This window comes from Marinilabilia salmonicolor, from assembly GCF_003003035.1.
Taxonomy (GTDB): domain Bacteria; phylum Bacteroidota; class Bacteroidia; order Bacteroidales; family Marinilabiliaceae; genus Marinilabilia; species Marinilabilia salmonicolor_A.
Genome location: NZ_PVTS01000005.1, coordinates 41,095 through 54,372, shown reverse-complemented (window position 1 = coordinate 54,372; position 13,278 = coordinate 41,095). Strand labels below are relative to the sequence as shown.

Below are 13,278 nucleotides of genomic sequence, written 5' to 3'. Positions count from 1 at the left end.
CAATATGATAAAAACTTCTAAAAGGACAATTTGTTTAAACGAAAAATTATCTGCCTGCAATAATGACAAAAAATTCAGACGCCACAAAATTAGATTAATCCTCTAATAAATAGGTGTTGAAAACTTTTTTTTCTATTTTTGGGCAACAAAATTATACCCTATGTCAAAAGTAAAGTATAAATACAATCCGGAAACGTTAACTTACGAACCAATTGCGACAGGGACGCGCTATATGCTTCGTCGCATTTTCACCTACTCCATGTTTTCTGCTGTATTGGGAGTTTTTTACTTTTTAGGTTATTCTTACTTTTTTGACAGCCCGCAAGAGAAAAAACTGAATCGCGAAAATTCAAGATTACAGGCACAATACGAAATATTAGATAAAAAACTTCAACAAGTCCAGATTGTACTGGACGATATTCAACAACGCGATGAAAACATTTACCGCGTCATTTATCAGGCCGATTCCATTCCCAATTCAATAAGAAGAGCCGGTTTTGGTGGTATGAACCGCTACAAACATCTGGAAAATCTGGAAAATGCCGATCTGGTGGTCAACACTTCTGAAAAACTTGACGTGATTATGAAACAGCTCTACGTCCAGAGCAAATCGTTTGATGAAGTCATTGACCTTACCCTTCGTAAAGAAGAAATGCTCAGATGCACACCTGCCATTCAGCCCATCTCCAACAAAGACCTTCGTCGCACAGCCTCCGGTTACGGATGGCGAATCGATCCCATATACAAAGTTAAGCGTTTTCATGAAGGAATGGATTTTTCTGCTCCTACCGGAACAGACATCTACTCAACCGGCGACGGAGTAGTAAAAAGAGTCATTCGATCTCATGGAGGTTATGGCAACCACATTGAAGTTGACCATGGTTTTGGTTACTCCACTGTTTATGCACACATGCACGAGTTTAATGTCAAGAAGGGACAAAAAGTGAAGCGTGGTGATGTGATTGGCTGGGTAGGAAACACCGGAAAATCAACCGCTCCCCACCTGCATTACGAAGTAAGAGTAAAAAGTCGCCCCGTAAATCCGGCACATTATTACTTCCAGGATCTGACGCCTGAGCAATATGAGAAAATGATTCATATCTCAAGCAACAGCAATCAGACATTTGACTAGTGTCTGTCCATAAAGTACCATTTGCGTCCCCTAAGAATCGGGGCAGGCTGTTACGCTTGCCGCCAATACAGACGGGCTTTTGACTAACCCACTTATTTTAAAACGATTCCACTTCAGGAAGCAGCACTAATATTTGCAGCCTCCAAAAAAAAGAATTAAAATTGTAATTGCTGCCCAAACACGCTTTTGGCAGCAATTCTTGTATAATGGTGACCATAAATTCATAAAACGATGCCCTACAAAGAGCCAAAAATTGAAAAGCTTTATTACTCCATCGGAGAGGTTGCTTCTATTTTTGATGTCAACACATCATTGATTCGTTTCTGGGAAAAAGAATTCGACATCATTAAGCCTCATAAAAACAAGAAAGGGAACCGTTTATTTACACAAAAAGACATTGACAACTTCCATTTGATTTTTCATCTGGTAAAAGAGCGTGGGATGACCCTTAAAGGGGCGCAGAAGAAACTTAAAGAGAACAAGGAAGGCACCGAAAACAATTTTGAGGTTGTTAAACGACTTAAAGACATCAGAGCCCTGCTGGTAGATATTAAAGACAATATTTAGTGTTTGTCCATAAAGTACCATTTACTGCGTTACGCTTGCCCGAAAATTACTCATTTACTCAAGTAAACTGCGGATTTTCGGGCTTCGCAAGCCCCCGAAGAAAAATCGGGGCAGGCATTGTAACTGGCACTTTCTTGACAAACACATGACCAGAAACAAAATTTTGCTTAGTTTATAGACAGGCACTATTTAGTTTGTGGCCATAAAGTTCCACTTGCATCCCCGAAGGATCGGGGCAGGTTGTTACGCTTGCCTCCAAAATACTCATTTACGATTAGATGAACAGGGATGCAATCTCAACTCTTTAACCGAACACCAATATTATAATAGATAGAATGTCAATGTCATACGATTTTTCTAATCTCTAATTTCTAAAAGTCCAACGATCTATTGATAAATGATAGCTTTAAAAAACATAATTAAGGAACTGGAAACGTTTGCACCTCCTGTATTTCAGGAGGACTATGACAACTCAGGCCTTCAGACAGGCAACCCTGAAGCAGATATTTCAGGTGTCCTGATCACGCTGGATGTGACGGAGGAAGTTTTGGAGGAAGCCATCGCTCATCACTGTAATCTGATTTTGGCGCACCATCCGTTAACCCTCAAGGGTATAAAGACGCTGACAGGCAAAAACGAACCGGAACGCATCCTTATAAAAGCGGTAAAAAATGATCTGGCCATCTATTCTGCACACACCAATCTGGATAGTGTGGAGAATGGCGTGAGCACCGCGCTTGCCCGTAAACTGGGTTTACAAAACATCCGAATTTTACAACCGCGCGAAGGACTGCTGTTGAAGCTTGTTACTTTTGTACCTCAGGATTATGCCGCCAAAGTCAGGGAAGCTTTGTTTTCATCAGGCGCCGGCCACATAGGCAACTACGACAGTTGCAGCTACAATTTGGTTGGAGAAGGGACTTTCCGGGCGGGAGAAAACACCAATCCTTTTGCCGGTACCAAAGGGCTGTTGCACCACGAAAAAGAGGGAAGAGTGGAAACGGTTGTTCCCGCACACCTGAAAAATAAAGTATTACAGACACTTTTTCAGGCTCATCCTTACGAGGAGGTGGCGTATGACTTCTACCCCCTTGAAAACAGCTGGAACCAGGTTGGATTTGGAGCCTTCGGGGAAACAGAAACCGCGGTGACTGAAGAAGAGTTTCTTAAACAGCTAAAAGCCACAACCAATGCAGGCTGTATCCGACATACAGACCTGAGAAAAAAGCCCGTAAAGAAAGTGGCTGTTTGCGGCGGATCAGGTAGTTTCCTGTTACAACAAGCCATAAAAGCAGGTGCTGACATGTTTGTCAGTGCCGATTTTAAATATCACCAATTTGCAGAGGCCGACGGCAAAATCGTTATTGCAGATGTAGGGCACTATGAAAGTGAACAATTTACTAAAGAAGTTTTTTTTGAGTTACTTACAAAAAAATTCCCTAATTTTGCAGTCCGTTTGTCGAACGTTTCTACCAATCCCATAAAATACTATTAGCAGAATGGCAAAAATGGATAAAAAAACAAATACCGGCGAGAAGACCGTAGAAGACAGACTTCGTGCGCTGTACAATCTTCAGAAAGTGATGTCGGATGTTGATAAAATCCGCACCCTTCGTGGAGAACTCCCTCTGGAAGTTCAGGATCTGGAAGATGAAGTTGAAGGACTGGAGACCCGTATCAACAATCTGAATGCTGAGATAAAGAACCTGAACAACAACATACAGGACAAAAAGAACGGTATCAAAGAAGCCGATCTTTTGATTAAGAAATACGAATCACAGCAATCCAGTGTTCGCAACAACCGTGAGTTTGAGTCCCTGAATAAAGAGATTGAATTCCAGAACCTGGAAAAAGAGCTTTGCAAAAAAAGGATCAAAGAATTTGAGACCGAAATGAAAGCAAAGCAGGAAGCAGTTGCCAGTTCTGAAGAGTTGATGGGCGAAAGAAAAGCAGACCTGGAGTCCAAAAAGAAAGAGCTGGAGAATATTGTTTCTGACACACAGGAGGACGAAGATAAGCTCAAGAAAAAAGGAAAAGAGATTGAAAAAGAGATTGATGAGCGCCTGCTGACTGCATTCAAACGCATCCGCAAGAATGCCCGCAACGGACTGGCAGTGGTTACGGTTGAGCGTGACGCATGTGGTGGTTGCTTTAACAAAATTCCTCCCCAGCGGCAACTGGACATTCAGTCACGCAAAAAAGTGATTGTTTGTGAATATTGTGGTCGCATTTTGGTGGATAGCGAATTGTAATTCCGGAATATCCAGAATTTAAAATAGAAAAAGAGCTGCTTCTGATTATTTAGAAGCAGCTCTTTTTTTATGAGAATTACATTATCTTTTTAATCAAGGTGTCACCCCTGCCGGGGCTGATCCTATCATAACAATGCCTTTGCTACCATACTGTCGCCTTGCTGGGGCTGGCCTACCATCAAAAGAAAATATTGACCCCACATTATCTCCCTCCATAAATTGAAAAACACATGGTAATGCAAATCTTCTGCTTTCTGCCTTATAACTAACATCAAGCTCTGCGCGGCAGTTGTTTTTCACCATCTATGCCATTTATATAGCTTTGCGGAAGCCATCTACCAACTACCACCGGCACCGCCTCCGCCGAAACTGCCTCCGCCGAAGCCGCCGAAACCGCCTCCCCCGCCAAAGCTACCACCTCCTGAAGAGAAGTTCCCCCAGCTTCCGGAATGGCTTCTGCTCCCGGATCCCATCATAGATAAAAGCATCCAGAAAGGCAAACCATGGCCTATCGAACTGTGTCTTGATTTCTGACTCCTGAAGGCCGAGATAAAAATTACTCCAAAAATTATCATCACAATCACAGCCCCTGAAGCCCCGCCACTACGGCCGGTTTGTTCCATATAACCATCTGCGGTAAATTCTCCCCTCGTAAGATTGGCCAGCACCTGCACTGCCGCTAAAACACCACCGGTATAATCGTTTTGCTTAAACCTGGGAATCATTTCATTGTCCACAATGCGATTGGCCACCGCATCGGGAACCACACCCTCCAGTCCGTAACCGGTGGCAATAAATGCCTGGCCCCGAAGATCATTCGTTTTAGGCTGAACCAATATAAGAATTCCATTGTCTTTGCCTTTCTGGCCTATCCCCCACTTCTCAGCAAGCTGAAAAGCATAATCTCCGGCATCATAACCGCCAAGATCAGAGATCGTGACCACGGCAATCTGGGTGCTGGTTTCTTTGGCAAAATCCACCAGTGTATTTTCCAATGGCTCCTTTACCTCTTGATCAAGCACTCCGGCCAGATCATTCACCAAACGAGGTGGTTCGGGCCGGGGTGGGAAATCGTCCTGCGCAAAAGAAGAAAAAGAAATCAAAAATGCCCCAATCAGGGCTGTTATTACTTGTCTCATATCAATAGATCGTTATATTTCAAGGGGTTAGGGGTTGGAAATTAGAGGTTAGGGATTAGAGGTTAGAGGTTGAAAATTAGAGATCAGAAAAAAAACTATAATTACTTGACAATTAACACTTTACCAAACACATTCCGTTAATTTAAAGATTTAACTTCCGAAGGGTTGAAAAGGTTTAATGGACTGTTGTCAGATAGCTTTCATTATTTATCCGAAAGAAATATCATCATTCAACTCATTCACATCATCTTTCTGATAAGGGAAATGGGTTTTCAACTGTTCTCCGCTGCGGAGAACTCCCTGAGTCAATCCGCCGGCAAAATCTCCTTCCCGAAAACTGGTCAACATCAATTCTTTGATTTCATCCCAGAACCCTTTCGGGACTTTAGCATTAATTCCGGCATCGCCTAAAATGGCAAATTTCCGATCTTTTACAGCCAGGTAAAAAAGCACTCCGTTTCGAAGTTCTGTTTTATGCATCTTCAGCTTTTCAAATATGTAAGCAGCACGATCCATCACATCTTCGGGACAACTTTTCTCGATATGTACCCGGATCTCCCCGGAAGTATTTAGTTCTGCTTCTTTGATTGCATTTATAATCTCCGTTTTTTGATCTTCGGTAAAAAGGTCTTTAGCCATATAATATAGGTTATTAGATATTAGTGAATTAGTCAGTAGTAAAAATAGCAATTAGCGATTGGCTCTTAGCTCTTAGGAAATCAGTCGCCAGACAGGAGACAGAAGTTGTTAGAAGCTTAAAGCCAAAAGAAATAATAAAGCCTGCGTTAAAGACCTGCTTAAAACTGCACTTCCGGAACCTCACTGGATCCCTCGTCAGCCTCAAAATAAGGTTTACTCTCAAAATCAAACATTCCGGCAATCAGATTCCTTGGAAACCGCCGGATGTAGGTATTGTAAGCACGCGTAGCTTCATTAAAATTGCGGCGTTCCACAGCTATGCGGTTCTCTGTTCCTTCCAGCTGAGCCTGCAGATCACGGAAATTCTGATTGGCTTTTAAGTCGGGGTACCGCTCCATTACCACCATCAGACGCGACAATGCAGAAGAGAGCCCCTCCTGTGCTTTCTGAAAATTCTGTAATGTTTGTTCATTGAGTTCATCGGCCGACAGGTTGATGCTGGTAGCTTTGGATCTTGCTTCCACTACGCCCTGAAGAGTTTCCTGTTCGTGTTCGGCATAACCTTTCACGGTATTTACCAGGTTGGGAATCAAATCAGCGCGTCGCTGATAAACATTCTCCACCTGCGCCCAACTGGCAGTAACATTCTCATCCAACTCAACCATTGTGTTATAACCACAACTCGACAGTAACGGAATCATTACCACTGCCATCAATATCCACTTTATTCTTCTCATTGCTTCTAAATTTTAGTTATTGTAATTATGAGCCCACTCCGAAAAGTCCAATTTCGCCAACTTCTTTGTTGAGCCGTTTTTTTGAATCCTCATTATCAAGCGATAACTCCGGATCAAAAAATCCGTTCGCCTCGAATTTAACGAAATTCTTACTTTTAGGAGTACACTCAATTCTAATGTTCTATGCCGCTCAAATATGGTTCCACAAACTCAGAGATGCCATTCTGTCACGACTCTTTGTGTGAAAATATCCACAGAAGACCAAAAGCCATTGCTCCGTTGAGCATCAGTTTCTCAAAACCGAGTGCAAACCCGAACCAATCAATGGCGTTGTAATCAATAACTCCGGTAATTAGAGGTGTCAGCACGGCAATCAACGGCACCACTTTATCTCTGACCCGGCGCCGGGTATAAAGACCGAAGGCAAACAATCCCAACAACGGGCCGTATGTATATCCGGCCAATGTGTAAACAGTATCAATAATACTGTCCTGCCCGGCCATTCTAAAAACAATAATTACAAAACCTGTTATGATGGCAAAACAAAGATGGACAAACATCCGGACTCGCTTACCGGCCTGAGGTGTCAGTTGATTAACCTTCAAAATATCTACGGAAAAAGAGGTTGTCAGAGAAGTCAATGCCGAATCAGCACTGGAAAGAGCAGCTGCCAGCAATCCCAGAAAAAACAGAACGCCTACTGAGAGCGGAAGATAGCCTCCTGTGGCCACCACCGGAAAAATATCATCGGCCCGGGCCGGCATGGGAATGCCTTTAAACTGCATAAAAACAACCAGCAAAGCGCCCAGCGAAAGAAAAAGCAAGTTGACCGGCACAAAAGCAAATCCGTAGGACAATACATTCTTTCTGGACTCCCGAAGATTTCGGCAACTCAGGTTTTTCTGCATCATATCCTGATCCAGTCCGGTCATGACAATGGTAATAAAAATGCCGGAAAAGAATTGCTTGACAAAATGCTGTGAAGAATGCCAGTTCTCAAATTCAAATATTTTAAACAACCCGCTGTCCCCTATGGCCGATATCAGTCCCGATACTCCCAGGTTCATTTCGTTCCCGATGTGATAAATTGTAACGCCCACAGCCACCAGAAACAAAAGTGTCTGCAATGCATCTGTCCAGATAATGGTTTTTATTCCTCCGCGAAAAGTATAGAGGTAAATCAAACCAATCAACACAGCTACCGTAGTGGCAAACGAGACTCCCAAATCGTCGAACAAGGCTATCTGCAACACCACTGCCATCAGGTACAATCGGGCAGCCGCCCCTACCAGCTTACTGGCAATAAAAAGCAACGCTCCTGATTTATAAGAACTGACACCAAAACGTCCGTCGAGATAAGAGTAAATAGAAGTGAGATTTAACCGGTAATAAAGGGGCAACAGGACAAAAGCAATTACCAGATACCCCACAAAAAAACCGGCCACCATTTGCATATAGGTAAACCCGACCGAAGTCACATACCCGGGTACCGAAACAAAAGTAACACCCGACAGGGATGCACCCACCATCCCGATGGCAACCACCACCCAAGGTGAGCGGCGGTTTCCCAGAAAAAAACTGTCGTTATCGGCTTTGCGGGAGGTAATGACCGATAAGGCAATCAAAACAACAAAATAGACACCTACCAGTGAAAGTATCAGTAACGGATCCATAAGCCTGAATTCTGTTTTGGAACAAAGTTCACAAATTTAAGGGAAGATTGGAGAAAAAAACAAAATACCTCGCTTCGTACCTGCTCCGGGGCATCATCGTACCTGCTTCGACCCTTGATCGACTGTTCTTCGACTGTTGTCCGACTCTATAGATTCGAAGAATAGTCGAACAAGACCCGAAGAAAACCCGAAGAAGGTACGAACAAGGTACAAGCAGACATCTTTCAAATAGCTATCCTTCACCGCTTTAATAAATTCTTAGATTATCATAATATTATTAACAACCAATCCAGATATGAAAAAAAACCTCCTGAAAATCAACTTCAGAGACCGTCTTTGCCGAAGAAAAGCCGAAGGTCTTTAAGCAATAGCCTGAGCCAAACCACAGAAAATTACAATCAGTAGTGTCCGGTTAAAAAATGCGATTGGATCACTACGTTACCATTGACAGATTTAAGTAATAAACATTTTCCGCTCTTTATTGATCGTGTTATGATTAATAAAGAGAATACTTTGCTTTCTTTGTGTTTTGCCAACCTTCAACGAACGGACCTGTTATTTTACTAACTTTGCAGCATTAAAACATCAATCATGTCAGATATCCAGTTTCCATCCAAGATACTTGAAAATGCGGTGAATGAGTTTTCCAAGCTGCCCGGGATTGGCAGGAAAACGGCTCTCCGACTGGTATTGCATATCCTGAAACAGGAGAAGGAATCGGCCTACCAGTTTGCAGATGCCATCACCACCCTGGCCGATGAAATCAAATATTGCAAAAGTTGTTACAACATTTCCGACAGCGATATCTGTTCCATCTGCTCCAATCCCCGGCGCGACCACTCCGTGGTTTGTGTGGTAGAAAATGTACGTGATGTAATGGCGATTGAGAACACCCACCAATACCAGGGCATTTACCACGTGTTAGGGGGCCTGATCTCTCCTATGGATGGAACAGGTCCCGATGACCTTACCATTACTCCTTTGGAGGAGAAGTTGAAATCAGAAGAAGTAAAAGAGATCATTTTTGCCCTGAGCACCACCATGGAAGGAGACACCACCAATTTTTTTCTATACCGGAAATTTCAACAATACCCGGTGAAATTCAGCACCATTGCGCGCGGTGTGGCTATTGGTGACGAGCTGGAATATGCCGATGAAGTGACGCTGGGACGATCTTTGGTGGACCGGCAACCATTTGAGAAAAACGCACTATAAAAAAAACAAGAAATACAGACATTCAGTAAAATGGACAAATCAATCAAACAAATTAAAATAATCTTCTGGGCTCTTCTTTTTATCATGCTGATCATGGCCGCCATGGCATTTTACGTCACAAGGCAAACAGGCCCCCTAATGGATTGGACACTTTCACAAAAAGAGAATCTAAAGTCCGTCATTCTGATTTTAGCCCTGGGGGGAATTCCGGCGAGCTACATCTTTCACTCCAAGAAGATAAAACACATCGCTGAAGACCTTCCCATGGAGCAAAAGGTCAACCAGTTTAAAATCAGCTATCTTATAAAAATCATTACTTTGGAAGCCCTGTCTGTGCTGGGCATTCTCAGTTATATGATAACAGCCGACAATACTTTTCTATACATTTTCGCGTTACTATTTGTGGCCTATCTCATAAACAGACCAACAAAACACGGCATTACGGAAGAGATTGAGCCCTATACCCCGGAAGAGACCAACGAATCATAAAAAGAGAACTGAACATGATTATTGCAGTTGATTTTGACGGCACCATCGTTGAACACCAATATCCCAAAATAGGGAAGGAGAAACTTTTTGCCTTCGAAACCCTGAAAGCGCTCCAGAAACAAGGTCATTTACTGATCTTATGGACTTTCAGAGCCGGTAAAGAACTCGATGAGGCGGTGGAGTACTGCAAAAAAAACGGTCTTGAGTTTTTTGCAGTCAATAAAAGTTATCCCGAAGAAGATAATGATCCTTCATTAAGTCGAAAAATCAATGCAGACCTTTTTATTGACGACAGAAATATTGGTGGTTTCCCGGGATGGGGAGAGATTTATCAGATGTTAAGCAACGACGTATCGGAACAGGAACGTGAACTGTTTTTTTCGAAATACAAAAAGGCAGAAAGGAAAACCTTTTGCGGATTCATTAAATACCTGTTTTGCAAAGATTAGCACATCAAAATTCGCAATGAGAAAAACTGCTTTATGACGCCACGCATTTCAGTTATTACCGTTACGTACCATGCCACACCATTAGAATATCTTTATCTGTGGTCGTTGGCTGCATCGGGACTGAAACATTCAGAAGTCATTATTGTGGACAATACAGGAAAAGATCCGATTCTTCTGAAGATCAAAGAAAAATACCCTTTCATCAGGATCATTCACAACACTGAAAACGAAGGCTTTGGAAAGGCTTGTAATCGGGGATTCGCAGAAGCCCGGGGAGACATTGCGCTCTTTTTAAACCCTGACACCATTGTTCCCGAGGATCTTGAGAATCAGATTCTGGAGTTCTTTAAAACGCATCCCCGATGTGGAGCCATGGGAGCAATGATGATCGACGGGCAAGGCCATTTCTTACCGGAGTCAAAAAGAAACTTTCCCACACCGGCAGCTTCCTTTCTGCGGTTCAGCGGACTGGACAAATTCTTCCATTCAAAAGAGGAAAGATGGAGCTATTATGTACAGCAAAGCTCATCCAATGCTCCTTTCAAGGTTCCCGTCCTGTCCGGAGCATTCATGGCAGTAACCCGAAAAGCAATGCAGCTAACAGGAGGCTTTGATCCCCGCTTTTTTATGTTTGCAGAAGACATCGATCTTTCTGTTCAGATTGCCAGAGCCCGACTGGAAGTCTGGTACAACCCCCGTATCCGGATCATTCACTTCAAAGGACAGACCTCCAGACAATCAAGAAACTACCCATCCCTCTTTCACAACTCCATGAGTTTGTTTTATCAAAAGTATTACAAAAACCACCACTCCCAATTACAATGTTTTTTCATAAAATCCAGCATCAGCCTGTTGAAGCAATTCGCACAATGGCGTATGTTTTTTAGAAACAGCACATCCGGAAAAAACAGCACACAACCCTCCTTTACACAGGAATCGTCCTACCGGGCAATAAAAGCAATTCAACCAAAGGCAATCTCCGGGACATATTCAAAAAACAAAAAACCCGGCTTGCTTTTATCTACGTTGGAGCTTTCTCCATCAAAACTTATTACCCTGATAGCCGAAAGATCCCCGGGTGAGCCAAAGATTTTTTTATACCACGATGAGACAGGAAATCTGTTCGAACTCAGTGACAAAAATCACTTTGTGCAAATTTTATTATAGTCAAACATCACTAAAAAACGGTTTTTCATCACAAAAAACCAATCGTTAAAAAAACTCCTTAAAATAGCTGTTCCCACAACAACCAAAATTTCGTATTTTAACGCGTTGAAACCTAACCTGAAAATTCAATTTCTTACGAAAATGCAATAATTTATCAGGCTAAAATACCGCCATCATGTCGAGAAAACTTTACGCTTTTTTTGTTACAACGATAATCATAATTAGCTTTTTTTTCAATAATGCTGCTGCTCAGTCAACCCGAAAAATAATCCGTGAAGCCAACCAGCTTATCGAAATTGCCTATTATGACGAAGCAATCAAAGTGCTCACCCCTCTTGCAAACCAGGATCATCCGGAAGCACTTCTGCTAACAGGCTTCAGCCACCTGGCCAACGATCATGAACTACAAAAAGCTATAGCATCTCTGGAAAAAGCAGCAGCACTTTATCCGCTAAAGAAAAACAGCAGCAACCAGGCCCTGGAGGCTCATTTTTACCTGGGTCAGGCATATCGGTTAAATAAAGAACCGGAAAAAGCATGTGAGAAATTCAACCTGGTAAAAACACACACCCGAAGCACCGAGTTTATTGAAGACATCGAACAGGAAATTGCCTATTGTGAAAACTACCTGAAATTAAAAGAGACCCCTGTAGATAGAAAAGTTGAGCACCTGGGTGCCATTATTAACAGCCCCTTTGAGGACCACAGCCCCATTGTTTTGTACGATGAATCAACCATTTACTTTACCTCAACCCGGCCTGTGGATAGTTCACGGATTGATGGCCCTTTCTTTGAGAATATTTTCGCCAGCCACTGGCGCAATGGTCAATGGACCACCCCAAAAGTATTGGAAATCCCCGGATACGGTGGAACCAATCGTGCCACAGTGGGACTTACGCCCGATGGACAGGGATTGATATTCTTCGAAAACTTTGGCGTTGAAGGAGCTCTCTTTATTACCTACAAAACATTTGAAGGATGGACCGACCCTGAGCCACTTCCGGCCCCTATTAATTCAGGCTTCAAAGAGACTCATGCATCCTTTTCCCCCGACGGAAATACCATTTATTTTTCCAGTGAAAGACCCGGAGGTTTGGGAGGCAAAGATATTTACTCTTCCGGCAAGCTGCCTGACGGAACCTGGGGAATGCCCGTTAATGCCGGAGAAACCATCAACTCACCCCGGGATGAAGAGAGTCCGTTTATCCATCCCGACGGAAAAACACTCTATTACTCCTCATCCGGGAAAAACTCTATGGGTGGATACGATGTGTTTAAAAGTACGATGACAGAAGATGGAAAATGGAGTACTCCCAAAAACATTGGATACCCCATCAACACCCCTACTGATGATCTTTTCTACCTTCCCACACCCAACGGACAGAGGGTTTATTACTCCTCTCAAAAGGAACAGGGAATGGGGCTGTCAGATTTGTTTGTACTTCACTTCCCGCCGGAAAACGAACGTGCCATGGCCGTGGTTTCTTCACATATTTTCAATAGTGACAATCAACCTGCGGAGAATGCAGTCATCCGTGTCAAAAATCTGAATTCTCAGGAGATTATGGGAACATTCAGGACCAATCCCCTGACCGGAAAATTTGTGGCAATCATCCCCACTGCGCAGGAGTATCAACTTACCATTGAATGTGATGGGCATGATTCCTATACCAAAACATTTAACCTGGACGCGAGAGACGATTACAAATCCAAAAACCGGGCAATTTATCTTCCGGCAATAACGCTGACAAGTAACCTCACTGTTGAATAACACCATCTCTGTTTTTGGGGAACCGGCTGCATTCATTTATTTTTGCCG

13 protein-coding genes are annotated in these 13,278 nt (G+C 43.0%); 9 read left to right on the top strand and 4 right to left on the bottom strand.

Features of this window, described 5'->3' with window-relative positions:
• Positions 1 to 160 precede the first annotated feature (160 nt).
• From BY457_RS06410 to BY457_RS06395, 4 genes are all read left to right on the top strand, one after another.
• Entirely contained in the window at positions 161 to 1,132 is a 972-nt protein-coding gene (locus BY457_RS06410) for a M23 family metallopeptidase (protein ID WP_106152514.1), read from the top strand.
• Between the two features lie 231 nt (positions 1,133 to 1,363).
• Positions 1,364 to 1,699, top strand: a complete 336-nt coding sequence (locus BY457_RS06405; RefSeq protein WP_010664525.1) for a MerR family transcriptional regulator — start codon at positions 1,364 to 1,366, stop codon at positions 1,697 to 1,699.
• A gap of 397 nt (positions 1,700 to 2,096) precedes the next feature.
• Positions 2,097 to 3,194 carry a Nif3-like dinuclear metal center hexameric protein gene (locus tag BY457_RS06400; protein ID WP_106152513.1) on the top strand — a complete coding sequence of 366 codons (1,098 nt, stop codon included), beginning with the start codon at positions 2,097 to 2,099 and terminating at the stop codon, positions 3,192 to 3,194.
• A gap of 13 nt (positions 3,195 to 3,207) precedes the next feature.
• Positions 3,208 to 3,951 (top strand): zinc ribbon domain-containing protein, encoded by a 744-nt coding sequence (locus BY457_RS06395; RefSeq protein WP_258176640.1) that lies wholly within the window; start codon positions 3,208 to 3,210, stop codon positions 3,949 to 3,951.
• A gap of 335 nt (positions 3,952 to 4,286) precedes the next feature.
• Here BY457_RS06395 and BY457_RS06390 read toward each other — a convergent pair whose 3' ends face one another.
• The 4 genes from BY457_RS06390 to BY457_RS06375 form a co-directional block, all read right to left on the bottom strand.
• Entirely contained in the window at positions 4,287 to 5,090 is an 804-nt protein-coding gene (locus BY457_RS06390; protein WP_106152511.1) for a TPM domain-containing protein, read from the bottom strand.
• A 207-nt stretch (positions 5,091 to 5,297) separates the two neighbouring features.
• The gene (locus BY457_RS06385) at positions 5,298 to 5,729 is read right to left on the bottom strand and encodes a TPM domain-containing protein (RefSeq protein ID WP_106152510.1); all 432 of its coding nucleotides are present in this window, start codon (positions 5,727 to 5,729) and stop codon (positions 5,298 to 5,300) included.
• Between the two features lie 158 nt (positions 5,730 to 5,887).
• Entirely contained in the window at positions 5,888 to 6,466 is a 579-nt protein-coding gene (locus BY457_RS06380; RefSeq protein WP_106152509.1) for a LemA family protein, read from the bottom strand.
• A gap of 227 nt (positions 6,467 to 6,693) precedes the next feature.
• Positions 6,694 to 8,139, bottom strand: coding sequence for a sodium:solute symporter (locus tag BY457_RS06375; protein ID WP_106152508.1), 1,446 nt, complete (start codon positions 8,137 to 8,139; stop codon positions 6,694 to 6,696).
• A 591-nt stretch (positions 8,140 to 8,730) separates the two neighbouring features.
• On the opposite strand from BY457_RS06375, the gene recR reads away from it, so the two are divergent.
• The 5 genes from recR (at position 8,731) to BY457_RS06350 (ending at position 13,230) form a co-directional block, all read left to right on the top strand.
• A complete protein-coding gene (gene recR, locus BY457_RS06370; protein ID WP_010664532.1) occupies positions 8,731 to 9,354 on the top strand; it encodes a recombination mediator RecR in 624 nt (207 codons plus the stop codon).
• A gap of 138 nt (positions 9,355 to 9,492) precedes the next feature.
• Positions 9,493 to 9,843, top strand: a complete 351-nt coding sequence (locus tag BY457_RS06365) for a hypothetical protein (RefSeq protein WP_258176639.1) — start codon at positions 9,493 to 9,495, stop codon at positions 9,841 to 9,843.
• Positions 9,844 to 9,857: 14 nt separating this feature from the next.
• Positions 9,858 to 10,292, top strand: a complete 435-nt coding sequence (locus tag BY457_RS06360) for a BT0820 family HAD-type phosphatase (RefSeq protein WP_106152506.1) — start codon at positions 9,858 to 9,860, stop codon at positions 10,290 to 10,292.
• A gap of 33 nt (positions 10,293 to 10,325) precedes the next feature.
• Positions 10,326 to 11,459 (top strand): glycosyltransferase family 2 protein, encoded by a 1,134-nt coding sequence (locus tag BY457_RS06355; protein ID WP_106152505.1) that lies wholly within the window; start codon positions 10,326 to 10,328, stop codon positions 11,457 to 11,459.
• Between the two features lie 175 nt (positions 11,460 to 11,634).
• Complete coding sequence (locus BY457_RS06350) at positions 11,635 to 13,230, top strand: PD40 domain-containing protein (RefSeq protein WP_106152504.1); 1,596 nt, start codon at positions 11,635 to 11,637, stop codon at positions 13,228 to 13,230.
• Positions 13,231 to 13,278: the final 48 nt, after the last annotated feature.

What these genes read in the sequence shown, in the direction of transcription:
- BY457_RS06360 (WP_106152506.1), top strand. Translation starts at nt 9,858, where the DNA reads ATGATTATTGCAGTTGATTTTGACGGCACCATCGTTGAACACCAATAT.
- BY457_RS06410 (WP_106152514.1), top strand. Translation starts at nt 161, where the DNA reads ATGTCAAAAGTAAAGTATAAATACAATCCGGAAACGTTAACTTACGAA.
- BY457_RS06375 (WP_106152508.1), bottom strand. Translation starts at nt 8,139, where the DNA reads ATGGATCCGTTACTGATACTTTCACTGGTAGGTGTCTATTTTGTTGTT.
- BY457_RS06385 (WP_106152510.1), bottom strand. Translation starts at nt 5,729, where the DNA reads ATGGCTAAAGACCTTTTTACCGAAGATCAAAAAACGGAGATTATAAAT.
- recR (WP_010664532.1), top strand. Translation starts at nt 8,731, where the DNA reads ATGTCAGATATCCAGTTTCCATCCAAGATACTTGAAAATGCGGTGAAT.
- BY457_RS06380 (WP_106152509.1), bottom strand. Translation starts at nt 6,466, where the DNA reads ATGAGAAGAATAAAGTGGATATTGATGGCAGTGGTAATGATTCCGTTA.
- BY457_RS06400 (WP_106152513.1), top strand. Translation starts at nt 2,097, where the DNA reads ATGATAGCTTTAAAAAACATAATTAAGGAACTGGAAACGTTTGCACCT.
- BY457_RS06395 (WP_258176640.1), top strand. Translation starts at nt 3,208, where the DNA reads ATGGATAAAAAAACAAATACCGGCGAGAAGACCGTAGAAGACAGACTT.
- BY457_RS06350 (WP_106152504.1), top strand. Translation starts at nt 11,635, where the DNA reads ATGTCGAGAAAACTTTACGCTTTTTTTGTTACAACGATAATCATAATT.
- BY457_RS06405 (WP_010664525.1), top strand. Translation starts at nt 1,364, where the DNA reads ATGCCCTACAAAGAGCCAAAAATTGAAAAGCTTTATTACTCCATCGGA.
- BY457_RS06365 (WP_258176639.1), top strand. Translation starts at nt 9,493, where the DNA reads ATGGATTGGACACTTTCACAAAAAGAGAATCTAAAGTCCGTCATTCTG.
- BY457_RS06390 (WP_106152511.1), bottom strand. Translation starts at nt 5,090, where the DNA reads ATGAGACAAGTAATAACAGCCCTGATTGGGGCATTTTTGATTTCTTTT.
- BY457_RS06355 (WP_106152505.1), top strand. Translation starts at nt 10,326, where the DNA reads ATGACGCCACGCATTTCAGTTATTACCGTTACGTACCATGCCACACCA.